The organism is Moraxella sp. CTOTU46711 (genome assembly GCF_031975715.1).
In the GTDB taxonomy this organism is placed as follows: domain Bacteria; phylum Pseudomonadota; class Gammaproteobacteria; order Pseudomonadales; family Moraxellaceae; genus Faucicola.
In genome coordinates, this window is record NZ_DALYMP010000002.1 from 238,544 (window position 1) to 253,396 (window position 14,853).

Sequence of the window (14,853 nt, forward strand, 5' to 3'; positions counted from 1 at the left end):
AGCGATGTTAGAAGTAAACACAATCAATCAATATTATGGCGGTAGTCATATTCTGCGCGATGTCAGTTTGACTGCGCCTGTGGGTGAGTGTTCTGTGGTACTCGGTCGCAATGGCGTGGGTAAAACCACACTGTTAAAGTGCCTGATGGGAGTTTTACCGATTAAATCTGGTCAAATTTTGCTCGATGGCAAAGACATCAGCAAATTATCGCCCGAAAACCGCGTGCGCGCAGGCATGGCGTATGTGCCACAAGGGCGAGACATTTTCTCAACCTTAACCGTAGAAGAAAATATCTTGATTGGCATGGCAAAGTTTAAAGGCAGCAAAGCCAAAAAAGTCCCAAACCATTTGTACGAGATTTTTCCTGTGCTCGATGAAATGAGCCAGCGCCGGGGCGGTGACTTGTCAGGCGGTCAACAACAACAATTAGCGATAGCAAGGGCGCTCGCTTCTGAGCCACGGGTGCTGATTTTGGACGAGCCGACCGAAGGAATTCAGCCATCGATTATCAAAGATATCGGACGGGTGATTCGTCGATTGGCTGACCAAGGCGATATGGCGATTATTTTGGTCGAGCAGTTTTATGACTTTGCTGAAGAACTTGCTGATAACTATACGGTTATGGCACGGGGGCAAGTCATTGCCCAAGGCATAGGCGGTGATATGCCAGAAAAAGGCATCAGGGAACTAGTGGCGATTTAGTAAATAGCCAACGATGCGAGAGCTAGCTTTTAGCCAGATGACTGTCATCTGGCTAAAAATTTGCTGATAAAAATTGATTGATAAAAAAGTGCGATTACGCTGCATTAACCTGCACATTACTTTCGACTAATCATTTTTGAATTAGTTACTTTCGATTAATCACTTTGGACTAGTCATGGCTTCAGGTTTGACCCACTCATCAAATTGGGCGTCAGTCAATAAACCTAACTCAACGGCAACTTGTTTTAAGGTTTTATTTTCTTTATAAGCAGTTTTGGCAATTTTTGCTGCATTTTCATAGCCGACATGGCGATTGAGCGCGGTGACTAACATCAATGAGTTATGCAAGAAATAATCAATTTTTTCTGTCACAGGCTCGATGCCTACCGCGCAATGGTCATTAAAGCTGTCGCAGGTATCGGCAAGTAGGCGAATCGATTGTAGCAGGTTGTAGCCGATGACTGGCATAAACACATTGAGTTCAAAATTACCCGACGCCCCCGCCATATTGATGGTGACATCGTTACCCATCACTTGTGCCACGACCATCGTCATGGCTTCAGACTGGGTTGGATTGACTTTACCTGGCATGATGGATGAGCCTGGCTCATTTTCAGGGATTTTAAGTTCACCAATCCCACATCTAGGACCTGAAGCCAGCCAGCGCACATCATTGGCAATTTTATTGAGGCTCGCTGCCAAGGTTTTTAGGACACCTGAGGCAAAAACTTCAGCGTCTCTGGCCGCTAACGCTTCAAATTTATTGGGCGCGGTGACAAAAGGCACATCGGTCAACGCAGCTAAGGTTTGCGCGACCTGCTCGGCATAGTCAGGGTGAGCGTTTAGTCCTGTACCGACTGCCGTGCCGCCTAAAGGCAGTTCATACAGACCTTGTAGCGCGGCATCTAGACGAATGAGCGCATGATCTAACTGACTGACATAGCCGCTAAACTCTTGTCCTAGCGTCAAAGGGGTGGCGTCTTGCAAATGGGTACGTCCAATTTTTACAATGCCAGTAAACTGTTCAGATTTGCTTGCTAAGGTGTCACGCAGTTTTTGCACCGCCGGGATAAGCAGATAGACAATCTGACGCGCCGCCGCTACCCGAATCGCGGTGGGAAAGCTGTCGTTGGTAGACTGAGCATGATTGACATCGTCATTGGGATGAATCGGCTGATAACTACCTTTGCTTTGACCGGCAATTTCATTGGCGCGGTTGGCAATCACTTCATTCATGTTCATGTTGGACTGGGTGCCAGAGCCTGTTTGCCAAACGACCAAAGGAAATTGGTCACGCAGTGCCCCGTTGATGATTTCATCGGCGGCCTGCACGATAAGGTCACGTTTGTCATCACTGATACGCCCTAATTTGGCATTGGTGATGGCGGCGGCTTTTTTGACCAGTGCCATGGCTTCAATCAGCGGCTGTGGTAAGGTTTCACCACCGATTTTAAAGTTATTGCGACTACGCTCGGTTTGCGCACCCCAGTAGGCATCTATAGGGACATTGACAGCGCCCATAGTATCTTTTTCGCTGCGAAATTGCTGGGTATCGGTTTGGTTGTCGGTTGTCATTATTGTTCTCTTTTTTAGTGAGTTTTTCGATTCTGTCATTATCAAAGCGGCTGGTTATCGCCACTTATGCACCAAAGCACAGGGTAAAGTTTAACAGAGTTATCGACCATAAAAGTTTGAGAATATGTGTCGTTTGTTATTTTTGTTAAAGTAAGCGGTAAAATGACGGGTGATAACGAAAGATAGTTAACATTTTATTGCGATATGTTGTTGAGCAATCGTTTACTATGAACGAAATTTTGCCAGCGTCGGTAGCTTTTTTAGCATTTCGATACGCTTTGGTTTGCTATCTAACACTGTATAAAATTTACCTAGCAGGTCAGTAATAAAAAAATAATTAAATTAGCCATCGTTATCATTATTATCATTAAGCAAATTTGACGGTATGAAAAAATCACAACAACTTCCAGATTTTAGTTCGGTCGGCACGCTATGGCGACCGTTTTTGTTTTTCTTGTTGCCTTTACTGCTGACCAACATCTTGCAATCGCTGTCAGGGACGATTAATACCATTTTTGTTGGGCAGATGCTAGGGGTACAGGCGATTGCCGCCGTATCGGTGTTTGCCCCAGTGCTGTTTTTTTTGATGGCGTTTATCATCGGTATCGCTTCAGGCTCATCGATTTTGGTAGGGCAGGCTTGGGGTGCCAAAGAGTTGGATTTGGTCAAACGAATTACCGGCAATAGCTTTGCAATTATTTTGATATTAGGGGTGATGATTGCGGTTACGGGCAGCTTGCTCAGTCAATTGATTATTGTGCAGATGGGCGTCCCTGCTGAGATTCAAGGCTTGGCAAACCGTTATGCCAAATTGATGTTGGCAGGAAGTCCGCTACTGTTTTTATTTATTGCTTATACTTCATTATTGCGCGGGGTTGGCGATTCGGTGACGCCCCTGTTTGCCGTGGGTATTTCCATTGTGATTGGGATTGTGGTGACGCCTGCGCTCATTCAAGGTTGGTTTGGGTTACCCAAGCTCGATATCCAAGCCCCTGCGATTGCGACTTTATTGTCACAGTTGTTGGTATTGCTGTTTTTGTTTTTTTATACCCGTGCCAAAAATCACCCCTTACAAATTGACAATCAATTGCTCAAATATATACGCATCCAACCCGACATCGCGCGTAAAGTGATTCGGTTGGGGTTGCCTACTGCGTTTCAGATGGTGACAGGTGCGATATCTGGCTTGGTAATTATTGGGCTGGTCAATGGCTTTGGTACCAATGCCACCGCAGCTTATGGCGCAGTCAACCAAGTGTTGAGCTATGTGCAATTTCCTGCCATGTCGATTGCCATAGCGGCATCAATTTATGCCTCGCAAGCGATTGGCGCAGGTAAAGCGACAGCCCTAAACTGCGTCACTCGCACCGCCATGATGACCAATTTCATTATTACTGGGGGTTTGATTGTTTTGGCGTATCTTTTTTCCCGTTATTTGATGGCGATGTTTATCACGGTGGAAGGCGTGATTGTACTGGCGCAGCAATTATTGCACATTGTGTTATGGAGCTTGCTTTTCTTTAGCAGTGGCATGATTTTTAGTGGCATGATGCGTGCGACGGGCATGGTGTGGCAGCCCATGTTTATCAGCATCGGCACTATCTTATTGGTAGAGATTCCCAGTGCGATTTTACTCAGTCGTCATTTTGGACTGCAAGGCATTTGGTGGGCGTATGTGGCAAACTTTATAGTGATGAGCGTTTTACAAGGCTTGTACTACCAGTTTGTTTGGAAGAAAAAAGCGGTTGAGCGATTGGTGTAAGCTTGATTGTTTTTGATAGCGAATTATTCGTCATTGACGAAACGATGGATATCGAGGATGGGATAGCATCAAACAGGGTTGTTAAAAATTTTGTCATGGTGGCGACCGCTATCAACCCCATCAATCAAGCCTAATGAATTAAAGCAATCAAACTAAAGCAATCAAAGTTATCTGTAATAGGCGGGCTATAATCAACAGACTATAATCAATGCACTATGCGGGGTTTTGCTGAGCAACTGGTATGGGAAATGCAAGCTTTCGGCTATACTGTGGAATAAATCATCTGACAAAAGTAAGCCATCTCTATGCCGACACCGACTATTGCTCACAACACCCATATGCCAAGCTTAGATAGCGACAGTGAGATGTCGCTGTATCATTATCTTGCAGCGGCAGCGCTTGACATCCCAACCGGCAATCATGCCTATCTCACTTACAAGCTTGACGTTATCAAAATCCTTGTGCTTAATGCCGCCGAGCCATTGTACCGTAAAGCTTGCGGGCTGCGAGTCAAAGAAATACGTCTACTTAGACTGATTCATGATTACCCAAATATCACCTCAAGCGAACTTAAAGTAAAATTGGTACTGGATAAAACGCTGTTATCCAAATATTTAGCAGGGCTTGAGCAGCGCGGTATGATAGAAAAAATTCCAGATAAACAAGATAACCGTATTCAGCAGCTACGCTTGACGGTGGCAGGTGAGCAGGCGTGGCAAACTTGTGAGACGATTGGTCGCGGGCTTGAAGCAAAGTTTTTTCATCATATGAGCGGGCAGGAATGGGATCAGCTGCATCGTCTGCTTGATAAAGCCTTGAATTCATTAACGGATTGGCACAGCCAAGCCATATCCGATGGCTAACAAATCTGATAGCTACCAAGTCTGATGGCTAACTAATCTGTTAACTACCCAATCTGTTGGCTAAGAGGCGCTTTTTTTCCAACCGGGTAAATGATAATTAAACGCCAGTGCGGCAATACGCAGCCCTGTGGTAGTGATGGTACTGATAAACATAATCACCCAAGCGGCAAGCGAGCTGTAAACCGCCAAAATCGCATACACCCAGCCGCCAACCAAGGCACACATGGCATACGGACGATGGTCAAAAAACGCGGTGGGCATCTCACCACAGGCGATATCACGCATCACCCCGCCAAATACCCCAGTGATAATCCCCATGATGACTGACACTGCCATCGGCATACCGCTTGCCAGTGACGCTTGTACCCCAGAGGCGACAAACAAGCCCAAACCTAACGCATCTGCCAATTGAATCGCCGCAGGCGTAATACGAAACGGGCGGCAGCTATTGACTAGCATTACCACAATACAAAGCGCAAACACCAGCCATAACATCAGCTCTTGGGACACCCAAAAAAACGGCCGCCGCTCTAGCAAAATATCACGCAGCGTACCACCCCCATACGCCGATAAAAATCCCAGCACCGCTACCCCAAACATATCCATACGTTTGCGCACGCCTGCCAAGATACCTGACAAGGCAAAAGCAATCGTGCCGATGACTTCTACGGCGATTCTGAGTGATTCACCCCAAGGTGCCAAATCAGTTAGCTGCATAGCATAAAAACCAAACAATCATAAAAAATCACATCATAGCATACCTACCAAAATTACCGCCTAGCAAAAACCCACAGTATTTGCATTATCTATGGCAAGGCAATTGAACTATAGCCACTCAATTGCCTAAGACAGGTTGATATAGATGGGAGCACATTATGTCTCAAGAGCGGTATATGCCAAAAACGCTATAACCAAAAGCACGGCATAACCAAAAGCACGATATAAATCGACAGGGGAGGACACAGTGAAGAACCTGCCAAATAGCTCGATGTGGGTTTATTTTTAACTGTGTGACAGTTGCTATTGCCAATAGCTTAAGGGGGAGTCTTCAAGTTCAGCCAGAATTTTTCTCAGCCCATCTGACCAGTGCTGGCGGATGTTGGCAAAGTATTCATCGTTTTCATCAATGCGATACCCTTGTGGCATCTGTAGGCTGTCATTGTGATAGACCAACACATCAATGGGCATACCGACGGATAGGTTGGAGCGGATGGTTGAATCAAAAGAAATCAGAATGGCTCGCATCGCTGATTTGAGTGATGAATTATAATTCATGGAACGGTCTAAAATAGGTTTGCCGTATTTACTTTCACCTAACTGGAAAAAAGGCGTATCGGTCGTTGCTCTGATGCAATTGCCTTCAGGGTAGATAAAATAAATTTCGGGGGATTGCCCCTTGATTTGCCCACCCAAAATAAAACTGCTTCTAAACTTGGTATCCGTTTCTTGTGCGATGGTTTGGGCATGGATGGTGGTTTCTCGCAGGCATTCACCCACCAATTGCGCAGCATCATACAGGGTAGGGACAGTATGCAAATTACGCTCTTGCGCAAGTTTGATGGCGTTATCCAATTTGGTAAATACCGCTTGTGACGTCGCCAAGTTGCCGGCGGTCTGTAGCACCAAAAATCGCTCGCCTTCAATGCCGTATTGGTACATTTTGCGAAACATCGATACTTGGTCTACGCCCGCGTTTGTGCGAGTATCACTGGCGAAAATCATCCCGTCTTTGAGTCTGATACCCACACAATAGGTCATGGTTGTTCCTTTTTAGCAAATATTGGTTTAGCAAATATTGGTGAATCAATAGTGGCAAATTACTGCTGCGCTGCAAACTGCGCGTTAAGCTGCGGTATGTACTGGGGGCTTGTAGATACCATGACTTGACTATAAAGTCGCTCGTCACCGCCCCCTGTTCTCACCCCGCGCACTGGCGCCGCATCGGCATAGTCACGCCCAAAGGCGATGTAGACATGGGAGTTGGGGGTAAAATGTTGGTTAGAGATATCAAAGGTGTACCAATTACCCGCAAGCCAGACCTCTGCCCAGGCATGGCTTGCCATATGCGCTTGGGTCGCTTCATAAATATAACCCGATACATAGCGCGCTGCAATGCCTTTATCCCGTAGCAGTGCCAAAAATACATGGGTATGGTCTTGGCACACGCCAGCCGCCATCGCAAACGCTTGCTCTGCTGTGGTACCGACATGGGTCACGCTTTTGGTATAGGGCATTTTATCGAGCAAGCCTTTTGCCAATGATTTGAGGATGGCTAACTGGGCATCGATGTCCTCACTTTGCAAAAACTGCTCAAGCGCGTCATGGGCAAATTCACGCATGGCTTCGGAGCATTGGGTCAGCTTGGTGGGTACGGCAAAAATCTGATACGGCACTAGCTGATTGTCAGGGATAAATAAGGTATCAGCGTTAATTTCTACTTCACCAAAGGCTTGAATTTGCAAATTGTTGTGCGGTTCATGACGGCTTAGGGTGAGCCATTGGTTGCCAAAGCCATCCGTTTGCATTTGTGCGACTTTAGGCAGCATCACTTGCCAGTTATGGATGGTTTGGTGGGGCAGTGTCATCGGCGTCATGCGGATGTATTGCACACTGCGTAAGGCAAGTTGTTCATAAAAATAATTGGTTTGGTGGCTGATTATAAGTCTCATTGTACTCTCACTGACTGCTTATTTTTGTCAAAATGATGGTAGTCATCTAATAGATTTGGCTTACACACCTTGCTGTAAAATATTTGAAAACGCGCCCGATAGTGACTGAAAATCTTTGGGTTGATTAGACTTTAACAGTTGATTGACCAATCGATCCAGCTCACGCCAGCGGGTGTTTTCTGGCAAGGTATTAACAACTTCTTTAAGTTTTTGCACGCACTCACGGCAATCTTTTTTCATCAATATATGACAGTCCAGCGATTCAAAACATTGTCCGAGTTGCCAAAACGTGACCACAATCGGGTTTTCTTGCTGCATCGACGCATTGCAGGCATATAGCTGTAGGCTGGCAGCGCGATACGCTCCCGTATTGGCTAACCGTTTGATAAGGTTATAAAGTTCAGCCGTATCTTTGCCAATAACGCCTTTGACGTCTTGGACATTTTGCTCGATAAAGCCAATGGTTTCGGGCACCTTTTTGTTGGCAAGATAGTCATATAGAGCATCGGCATCGGCTGAAATCGGCAAGCCAAGATTGTGCACGATTGCATCGACGTCTGTTTGGCTGCACTGGTCATTTGACAGCCGTGTAATGATTTGTTCATAGTAACGTAAGCGCTCACTGTATCGACCTAGCCATACTAAGTAGCTCGCTGTTGATAACAGTAAAATTAAGCGATTGTGGTTGATATTTTCATACGCCAATAAAGTCGATGATTGCGATTTTCGTTCATGGTTGGTTTCAATGGTGCCCAAATTAGCGGTACCTTGTTTGCCGCTGAGTTTGCCATTGACGGTATCGACCACCCAAGTGTCTTTTACCCCACCGCCTTGGGATGAGTTGACCACCAATGAGCCTTCGGTCATTGCCACCCGTGTCAATCCGCCTGGTACAATATCCACCGTACCGTCACCATGTGACAATACAAAAGGACGCAAATCAATATGGCGCGGTGCGATGCCACTGGCAACCGCGGTTGGGTTGGTGGACAAGCTAATGGTCGGCTGAGCGATAAACCCTGCTGGATTGTCTAGTAAGCGTTTGCGGTAAGCGGCAATTTGTTCTTTGCTTGACGTCGGTCCTATTAGCATCCCATATCCCCCCGAGCCCTGCGTTTCTTTAATCACCAACTCTGGCATATGGTCGAGCACATATGCCAACTCATCGGCATCACTGCATTGATAGGTTTGCACATTGGGTAAAATCGGTTTTTCACCCAAATAATACTCAATTATTTTGGGTACAAACGGATAAAGGCTTTTATCGTCAGCAATCCCTGTGCCTGGGGCGTTGGTTATCACCACATTGCCTGCGCGATAAGCGCTCATCAGCCCTGACACCCCCAAGATTGAATCGGGTAAAAACGCCAACGGGTCCAAAAATGGGTCGTCAATACGGCGATAAATCACATCCACTTGTACCTTGCCGCGTACCCCTTGGATATAGACATGGTTGTTTTCTACAATCAAATCATAGCCATGCACCAAAGGCACATTCATTTCACGCGCCAAAAACGCATGTTCGTAGTACGCACTGTTAAAACGACCTGGGGTGAGTACCACGATTTGTGGGTCGTATTTGTTGGTGGTGCTTGATAGACACGCCTTTAACCGTTTTGGATAGTCCGCCACCGGCAACACTGACTGAGATTGGTAGAGTTTACTCAGTAGGGTTTGCGACACGTTGCGGCTCTCAAGCATATAAGAGACGCCAGAAGGGGTGCGTAAGTTGTCCTCGAGCACACAATATTGTCCGTGCTGGTCGCGAATCAAATCAATGCCGCTAATATGGGCATAAACGGGTTTATCCAAGTTGATACCCAGCATCCACGGCTCGTAGCCACTGTTTTTAAAGACAAACTCGCTTGGCACAATGCCTTCTTTGACAATCGTCTGTTCGTGATAAATATCATGGATAAATTGATTGAGCGCGCGGATACGTTGTTGGCAGCCTTTTTCCATCACTTGCCATTCTTGGATGTCAATGATGCGCGGGATGATATCAAAGGGTATCATGCGCTCAATGTTGCTGGCATCGCTATACACAGTGAAGGTCACGCCGCGGCGATAAAAAATATCCGATGCTTGGTTATTCAAACTAATTAACGTGTCTGAATTCATCTCTTGAAGCCAAGCACCTACCTGTTGTGCCGAATGTCTATATTGCCCATCGGCGAGTTGCAGTTCATCAAATGCTTTGGCAATTGGCATTATTGGCTCCTTATTCATGACAAAAGATAGAATAGTTTTTGCCTCACGATGGAAGACATTTTCTTGACAGATTATTCTATAAATAACTTATTAAATAATTCATCAAGTTTCATGCCAAAAAAACAAAGCGAAAGGCAGTTAAATAGTTGAAAAATAGATTAAAAATCGCTCAATTTTGCACCAAAACTAATCGAATTATTGAAGTTGGTGCAGTGTAAAACAAAAAATCTATGCCATAGGCGCATAAAAATCATGACATGAACCAAATTGATGCAAGAGAAATATTTTGGTGAAAAATTAAACGAATATTTTTCTAATAAATTGTTGTTATATGAAAAATTTTTTTATTAAAAATTATGGCAATACATCATCAGATAATGCGCATACTAATAGCAATAGTCAATACCCAACTTGTACAATTCAAACAACCTGAACTAGTCGAATGCCGGCTTCGTTGCCCAATCGACGCTAAGGCTCGTGACTTAAAGTATAGAAACAGTTAACAGGCTAATCGTTTTTTATTAAGTTCTCCCCCAAAAAATCAATTAATAAGCGTATTTTTAAATTTAAAAATGCTCGATTCATATAGACCGCATAGATTGATACGCTGCTAAATGGCTGCTCAAACAATTTGACCAGTCGTCCTTGCGCAATCTCATCCTCAATCAGCCATTCGGGCAATATCACAGCGCCCATGCCTGTTAGCGCCATCTGTGCCATCATCACGGTGTTATTACTGCTGTTATAGGGTTTGAGTGTGGTTGCCATGTGCGTATAGTTGGGTAAAATCCCTGGCACGCCACTGAGCGCCTCTGCAGACGTAGGCGGCTCGTGCTGCGCAAGAAAACGCGGACTTGCGACATAATAAAAATCTATTTTACCGAGCGGTTTGACAATTAAATTATCTTGTGGCGTGTTGACCACCCGCAGGGCTAGGTCATAGCCTGCAGCAATCAAATCGGTGAAGCGATTTTCCAAATCAACCGTTAGCTCAATTTTGGGGTAATCTTGCTGGAATTTGGCAAGCAGATTGACAAAATAGGGCGTGGCAAACCATACCGGTGCAATGATTCGCAGTTTTCCTTCCGGCAATACACTGCCATCGTGTGCCTTGGTTTTTGCCTGCTGCAAAATATCTAGGGCGTGTACCGCTTCTGCATAGTATTGTTGACCGACTTCAGTGAGGCTCAAATTACGGTTGTTGCGATGTAACAGCTTGGCTTGCACATAGGCTTCAAGGTGTTGTAAGTGTTTGCTGGTCATGGCAAGCGACATATCGAGTGCATCAGCGGCTTTGGTAAAACTGCCTTTTTCTACGATGGTGCGAAACACTTGCAAGCTTTTGAGCGTATCCATGTGTATCCTTCAGTGAGTTAATGCTTCAAGTGAATTAACGCTTGAATGCGTCATTTCAATTATCAACTAATAAGAAATAATATATCAATATTTTATGTGTTTTTCTCTTAATAAGATATCAATATAATGGCGCCATCACATATATTCATGACCGTAATTTTAGAATAATAGGACACAACAATGAACAATTTTTCTCGATACCAACCTTATGTACTTGGCTTGCTTCGCATCGTACTGGGCTACACCTTTATGCTACATGGTATGGCAAAATTATTTGGGGTGCCGCATGTGGCGATGTTTGATGGCTTGCAATTGTTTTCGCTGATGGGTTTAGCAGGCGTGTTAGAATTGGTCGGTGGCGTGTTACTGATTTTGGGGTGCTTTACGCGTCCTGTCGCTTTTATTCTGTCAGGTCAAATGGCAGTGGCGTACTTTATGATGCACGCGGGCATTGATAATTTTTGGTTGCCGTTGCTCAACCAAGGGGAAGCCGCTGTGCTGTATAGCTTTGCTTTCTTATACTTATCTGTCGCAGGCGCGGGTGCTTTCTCCATTGATAATCGCGGACAAGCTGTCAGTGCCTAGTTAATAAAATTTTAGGTAATAAAAATCTTAGGTGATAACAATAGGAGGTCGCCATGAAGGGTTTAACATTAACTGATGTATTCGGCGCAAGCATTGACAAGCCAACGCTGCCGAGTTTATTTATCTCGCATGGGGCACCGACGATTGCGATCGAAGATACGCCATTTACTAAGGCGCTGCATCAGCTCGGTGCAGCTTTACCAAAGCCAAAGCTTATCCTCATCATGTCGGCGCACTGGGAAAGTGGCGAGTGGCTGATCAACGCCAATCCAGCCCCCAGCACTTTGCATGATTTTGGGGGTTTTCCTAAAGCGTTATTTGAAATCCAATACCCCGCAGCCGGTCATCCAGCCGCTGCGCAAAGTATCGCTAAGCAGCTAGCGCAAATGCAAGTGGCGGTTAAAGTGGTCGACAATCAACCATTTGATCATGGTGTCTGGACACCGCTGCTACACATGTACCCCAATGCCGATGTGCCAATCGTGCAGGTGTCGTTGCCACACGGGTTTAGCCCCAGTCAGTTGTATCAACTTGGGCAGTTGTTTGCGCCGCTACGGCAACAAGGGGTATTGATTGTGGCATCGGGCAGTATTACTCATAACTTATACAATGTGCGTTTTAACAGCCAACAGATTGAGCCGCAAGCCAAAACCTTTAAATACTGGATAATAGATCAGTTAAAAGCCAATGACAAAACGATGTTTGATTGGCAGACGCATAGCTTGGCGCGCCACAATCACCCAACGCCCGAACATTTACTGCCTGTATTTTTTGCACGTGGTGCAGGGGATGTGATGTCGGTGGTGCATGAAAGCTTTGCTCACTACAATTTGGGTATGGATATTTATCGCTTTGATTAGTGGATAAAAAAAGGCGAATTAACCGCAGTAAATTTGCCTTATCATCAATTTATCGCAAAATGAAGCTATCGCAAAATAAATCTAGCGCAAAAATGTATCGTACAAGCTTTATAAGGCTTCATAAGAATGTCATTTGTATTGCTTTATTTTTGCACTTTTACCCAATATTGTAGCGGCTAAACAAACCTCATAAAAAGCCATTATTCTAGGATAATGGCTTTTTTATGGCGATAAAAAAGTTTTGATAATTACCACTCAGGGATTAAGTTCAAAATTGTTTACTTGTATGTAAAGGATTGTAGCTAGCCGTCAGCAACCCTGCTATCAATCCTCAATATCTGCTAAAATAACACAGATAATTTTAAACTACTGATAATCAATTATGGGTTTATTTCGTTTTTTTGAAAATCGTCTGGAAGTCTATCCAGAAGACAATTACAACCTACCAACGGATAATTTTTTGAAGTTTCTGTGGGCGTGTACCAAGGGTCTGCGCGGTTGGATTTTTGCCTTCATGTTCTTGACAGGCTTGATAGGCGTGTATGAGTCGCTACTGTACAAGTGGATTGGCGATATCGTCAACTGGCTAGGTGCTTATACGCCCGCTAATCTGTGGGCAGAAAAAGGCGATAGTTTGCTAATGATGGCGGCCGTGTTGGTGGTCAGCCCGATTTTGGTAGGCTTAAGTTCGCTGATTCATTTTCAGACCTTACAAGGCGTGTTCCCAATGCAGATGCGTTGGCGTTTTCACCGTCAAATGCTCGGTCAATCCATGCAGTTTTATCAAGACGAGTTTTCTGGTCGGGTGTCTGCCAAGGTGATGCAAACCGCGCTTGCGGTGCGCGATACCATTATGACCATTGCCGATATGCTGGTGTATGTATTGGTGTATTTTGTCAGTAGTGGCATTATTTTATTTCACCTTGATGGTTGGTTACTCATCCCATTTCTGTTGTGGATGGTAATGTTCTTTGCCACCGTGGCGTATTTTATCCCCAAGCTTAAAAACTCTGCCAGTCGCCAAGCCGATGCGCGTGCCTTGATGACAGGGCGGATTACGGATGCGTATGCCAATATCACGACGGTAAAATTATTTAGCCACTCTCGCCGTGAGCTGACCTATGCCAAAGATGCGATGAGCCAGTTTTTGGGTACGGTGCATGAGCAAATGCGCTGGGTGTCCCGCCTTGAGCTGGTCAATCATTTGATTAATGTGGTGTTGGTCGGTACTACGGTAGCCCTCGGTTTGTATCTGTGGTATTACAACGGCTTGAGCGTAGGAGCGATTGCGGCAGCGACTGCGATGGCGATGCGTCTTAACGGCTTGACCCATTGGATAATGTGGCAAACGGCGGCATTGTTTGAGAATATCGGTACCGTGCAGGATGGCATGAAAACCTTGTCAAAACCGCATACCGTGGTAGATAAGCCGAACGCTAGGGATTTACTCATCACGCAAGGCGAAATCAATTTTAGCCATGTCGATTTTAATTATGGTCGCAGTGGAAATAAAACCAATGACGCCGATGTCAAGCAAAAACTACTCGATGATTTTAACCTTGAGATTAAAGCAGGTGAAAAAATCGGTCTAGTGGGACGCTCTGGCGCAGGTAAATCAACCTTGGTGAATTTGCTACTGCGTTTTTATGATGTCGATGGTGGCGCGATTTTGATTGATAATCAAAACATCAGCGATGTCACACAAGAGAGCTTACGCCAACAAATTGGCATGGTCACTCAAGACACCTCACTACTACACCGCACCGTGCGAGAAAATATTGCCTATGGTCGCCCAGATGCCACCGATGAGCAAATCATCAGCGCCGCCAAACAAGCGCATGCGTGGGAGTTCATCCAACATTTAAGTGATGCAAAAGGCAATGTCGGCTTGGATACCCAAGTCGGTGAACGAGGGGTCAAACTCTCGGGCGGACAACGCCAGCGCATTGCCATTGCCCGTGTGATGCTCAAAAATGCCCCGATTTTGCTGCTCGATGAAGCGACCTCAGCACTCGATAGCGAAGTGGAATACGCTATCACTGACAGCCTTAACGATATGATGGCAGGCAAGACCGTGATTGCGATTGCCCACCGATTATCGACAATTGCGTCGATGGATAGATTGGTGGTGATGGATAGAGGGCAAATTGTCGAGCAAGGTAGCCATGCCCAGCTATTGGCTCAAAATGGTGTGTATGCCAAATTATGGGCAAGACAAAGCGGCGGTTTTCTTGGCGAAGATGATTAAATAAAGACAGTGCTAACTTAC

Annotated in this window: 12 protein-coding genes; 6 read left to right on the top strand and 6 right to left on the bottom strand. The window is 45.3% G+C overall.

Annotated elements, in window-relative coordinates:
• Positions 1–4 precede the first annotated feature (4 nt).
• A complete protein-coding gene (urtE, locus tag RTJ53_RS04905; protein ID WP_312276094.1) occupies positions 5–703 on the top strand; it encodes an urea ABC transporter ATP-binding subunit UrtE in 699 nt (232 codons plus the stop codon).
• Positions 704–862: 159 nt separating this feature from the next.
• On the opposite strand, the gene fumC is transcribed toward urtE, so the two are convergent.
• Complete coding sequence (gene fumC / locus RTJ53_RS04910) at positions 863–2,278, bottom strand: class II fumarate hydratase (protein WP_312276095.1); 1,416 nt, start codon at positions 2,276–2,278, stop codon at positions 863–865.
• A 385-nt stretch (positions 2,279–2,663) separates the two neighbouring features.
• On the opposite strand from fumC, the gene RTJ53_RS04915 reads away from it, so the two are divergent.
• Together RTJ53_RS04915 and RTJ53_RS04920 are read left to right on the top strand one after the other, a co-directional pair.
• Positions 2,664–4,040 (top strand): MATE family efflux transporter, encoded by a 1,377-nt coding sequence (locus tag RTJ53_RS04915; protein ID WP_312276096.1) that lies wholly within the window; start codon positions 2,664–2,666, stop codon positions 4,038–4,040.
• A gap of 305 nt (positions 4,041–4,345) precedes the next feature.
• A complete protein-coding gene (locus RTJ53_RS04920) occupies positions 4,346–4,903 on the top strand; it encodes a MarR family winged helix-turn-helix transcriptional regulator (protein ID WP_312276097.1) in 558 nt (185 codons plus the stop codon).
• 60 nt (positions 4,904–4,963) lie between these two features.
• Here RTJ53_RS04920 and RTJ53_RS04925 read toward each other — a convergent pair whose 3' ends face one another.
• The 5 genes from RTJ53_RS04925 to RTJ53_RS04945 all read right to left on the bottom strand — a co-directional run bounded on the left by RTJ53_RS04925 (position 4,964) and on the right by RTJ53_RS04945 (position 11,139).
• Complete coding sequence (locus tag RTJ53_RS04925) at positions 4,964–5,620, bottom strand: trimeric intracellular cation channel family protein (RefSeq protein ID WP_312276098.1); 657 nt, start codon at positions 5,618–5,620, stop codon at positions 4,964–4,966.
• 303 nt (positions 5,621–5,923) lie between these two features.
• The gene (locus RTJ53_RS04930; protein ID WP_312276099.1) at positions 5,924–6,661 is read right to left on the bottom strand and encodes a proteasome-type protease; all 738 of its coding nucleotides are present in this window, start codon (positions 6,659–6,661) and stop codon (positions 5,924–5,926) included.
• A 59-nt stretch (positions 6,662–6,720) separates the two neighbouring features.
• Positions 6,721–7,572, bottom strand: a complete 852-nt coding sequence (locus tag RTJ53_RS04935; protein WP_312276100.1) for a transglutaminase family protein — start codon at positions 7,570–7,572, stop codon at positions 6,721–6,723.
• Positions 7,573–7,632: 60 nt separating this feature from the next.
• The gene (locus RTJ53_RS04940; RefSeq protein ID WP_312276101.1) at positions 7,633–9,783 is read right to left on the bottom strand and encodes a circularly permuted type 2 ATP-grasp protein; all 2,151 of its coding nucleotides are present in this window, start codon (positions 9,781–9,783) and stop codon (positions 7,633–7,635) included.
• A 507-nt stretch (positions 9,784–10,290) separates the two neighbouring features.
• Positions 10,291–11,139: a LysR family transcriptional regulator gene (locus RTJ53_RS04945; protein ID WP_312276102.1), complete on the bottom strand. Its 849-nt coding sequence runs from the start codon at positions 11,137–11,139 to the stop codon at positions 10,291–10,293.
• A 180-nt stretch (positions 11,140–11,319) separates the two neighbouring features.
• Here RTJ53_RS04945 and RTJ53_RS04950 point away from each other — a divergent pair, with 180 nt between their 5' ends.
• The 3 genes from RTJ53_RS04950 (at position 11,320) to RTJ53_RS04960 (ending at position 14,832) form a co-directional block, all read left to right on the top strand.
• Positions 11,320–11,724, top strand: a complete 405-nt coding sequence (locus RTJ53_RS04950) for a DoxX family protein (protein WP_312276103.1) — start codon at positions 11,320–11,322, stop codon at positions 11,722–11,724.
• A 53-nt stretch (positions 11,725–11,777) separates the two neighbouring features.
• The gene (locus RTJ53_RS04955) at positions 11,778–12,584 is read left to right on the top strand and encodes a DODA-type extradiol aromatic ring-opening family dioxygenase (protein ID WP_312276104.1); all 807 of its coding nucleotides are present in this window, start codon (positions 11,778–11,780) and stop codon (positions 12,582–12,584) included.
• A gap of 382 nt (positions 12,585–12,966) precedes the next feature.
• Entirely contained in the window at positions 12,967–14,832 is a 1,866-nt protein-coding gene (locus RTJ53_RS04960; RefSeq protein WP_312276105.1) for an ABC transporter ATP-binding protein, read from the top strand.
• The last annotated feature ends 21 nt before the right edge of the window (positions 14,833–14,853 follow it).

Coding starts and splice junctions, on each gene's coding strand:
- RTJ53_RS04945 (WP_312276102.1), bottom strand. CDS start 11,139: ATGGATACGCTCAAAAGCTTGCAAGTGTTTCGCACCATCGTAGAAAAA.
- RTJ53_RS04940 (WP_312276101.1), bottom strand. CDS start 9,783: ATGCCAATTGCCAAAGCATTTGATGAACTGCAACTCGCCGATGGGCAA.
- RTJ53_RS04925 (WP_312276098.1), bottom strand. CDS start 5,620: ATGCAGCTAACTGATTTGGCACCTTGGGGTGAATCACTCAGAATCGCC.
- RTJ53_RS04950 (WP_312276103.1), top strand. CDS start 11,320: ATGAACAATTTTTCTCGATACCAACCTTATGTACTTGGCTTGCTTCGC.
- RTJ53_RS04915 (WP_312276096.1), top strand. CDS start 2,664: ATGAAAAAATCACAACAACTTCCAGATTTTAGTTCGGTCGGCACGCTA.
- urtE (WP_312276094.1), top strand. CDS start 5: ATGTTAGAAGTAAACACAATCAATCAATATTATGGCGGTAGTCATATT.
- fumC (WP_312276095.1), bottom strand. CDS start 2,278: ATGACAACCGACAACCAAACCGATACCCAGCAATTTCGCAGCGAAAAA.
- RTJ53_RS04955 (WP_312276104.1), top strand. CDS start 11,778: ATGAAGGGTTTAACATTAACTGATGTATTCGGCGCAAGCATTGACAAG.
- RTJ53_RS04960 (WP_312276105.1), top strand. CDS start 12,967: ATGGGTTTATTTCGTTTTTTTGAAAATCGTCTGGAAGTCTATCCAGAA.
- RTJ53_RS04930 (WP_312276099.1), bottom strand. CDS start 6,661: ATGACCTATTGTGTGGGTATCAGACTCAAAGACGGGATGATTTTCGCC.
- RTJ53_RS04935 (WP_312276100.1), bottom strand. CDS start 7,572: ATGAGACTTATAATCAGCCACCAAACCAATTATTTTTATGAACAACTT.
- RTJ53_RS04920 (WP_312276097.1), top strand. CDS start 4,346: ATGCCGACACCGACTATTGCTCACAACACCCATATGCCAAGCTTAGAT.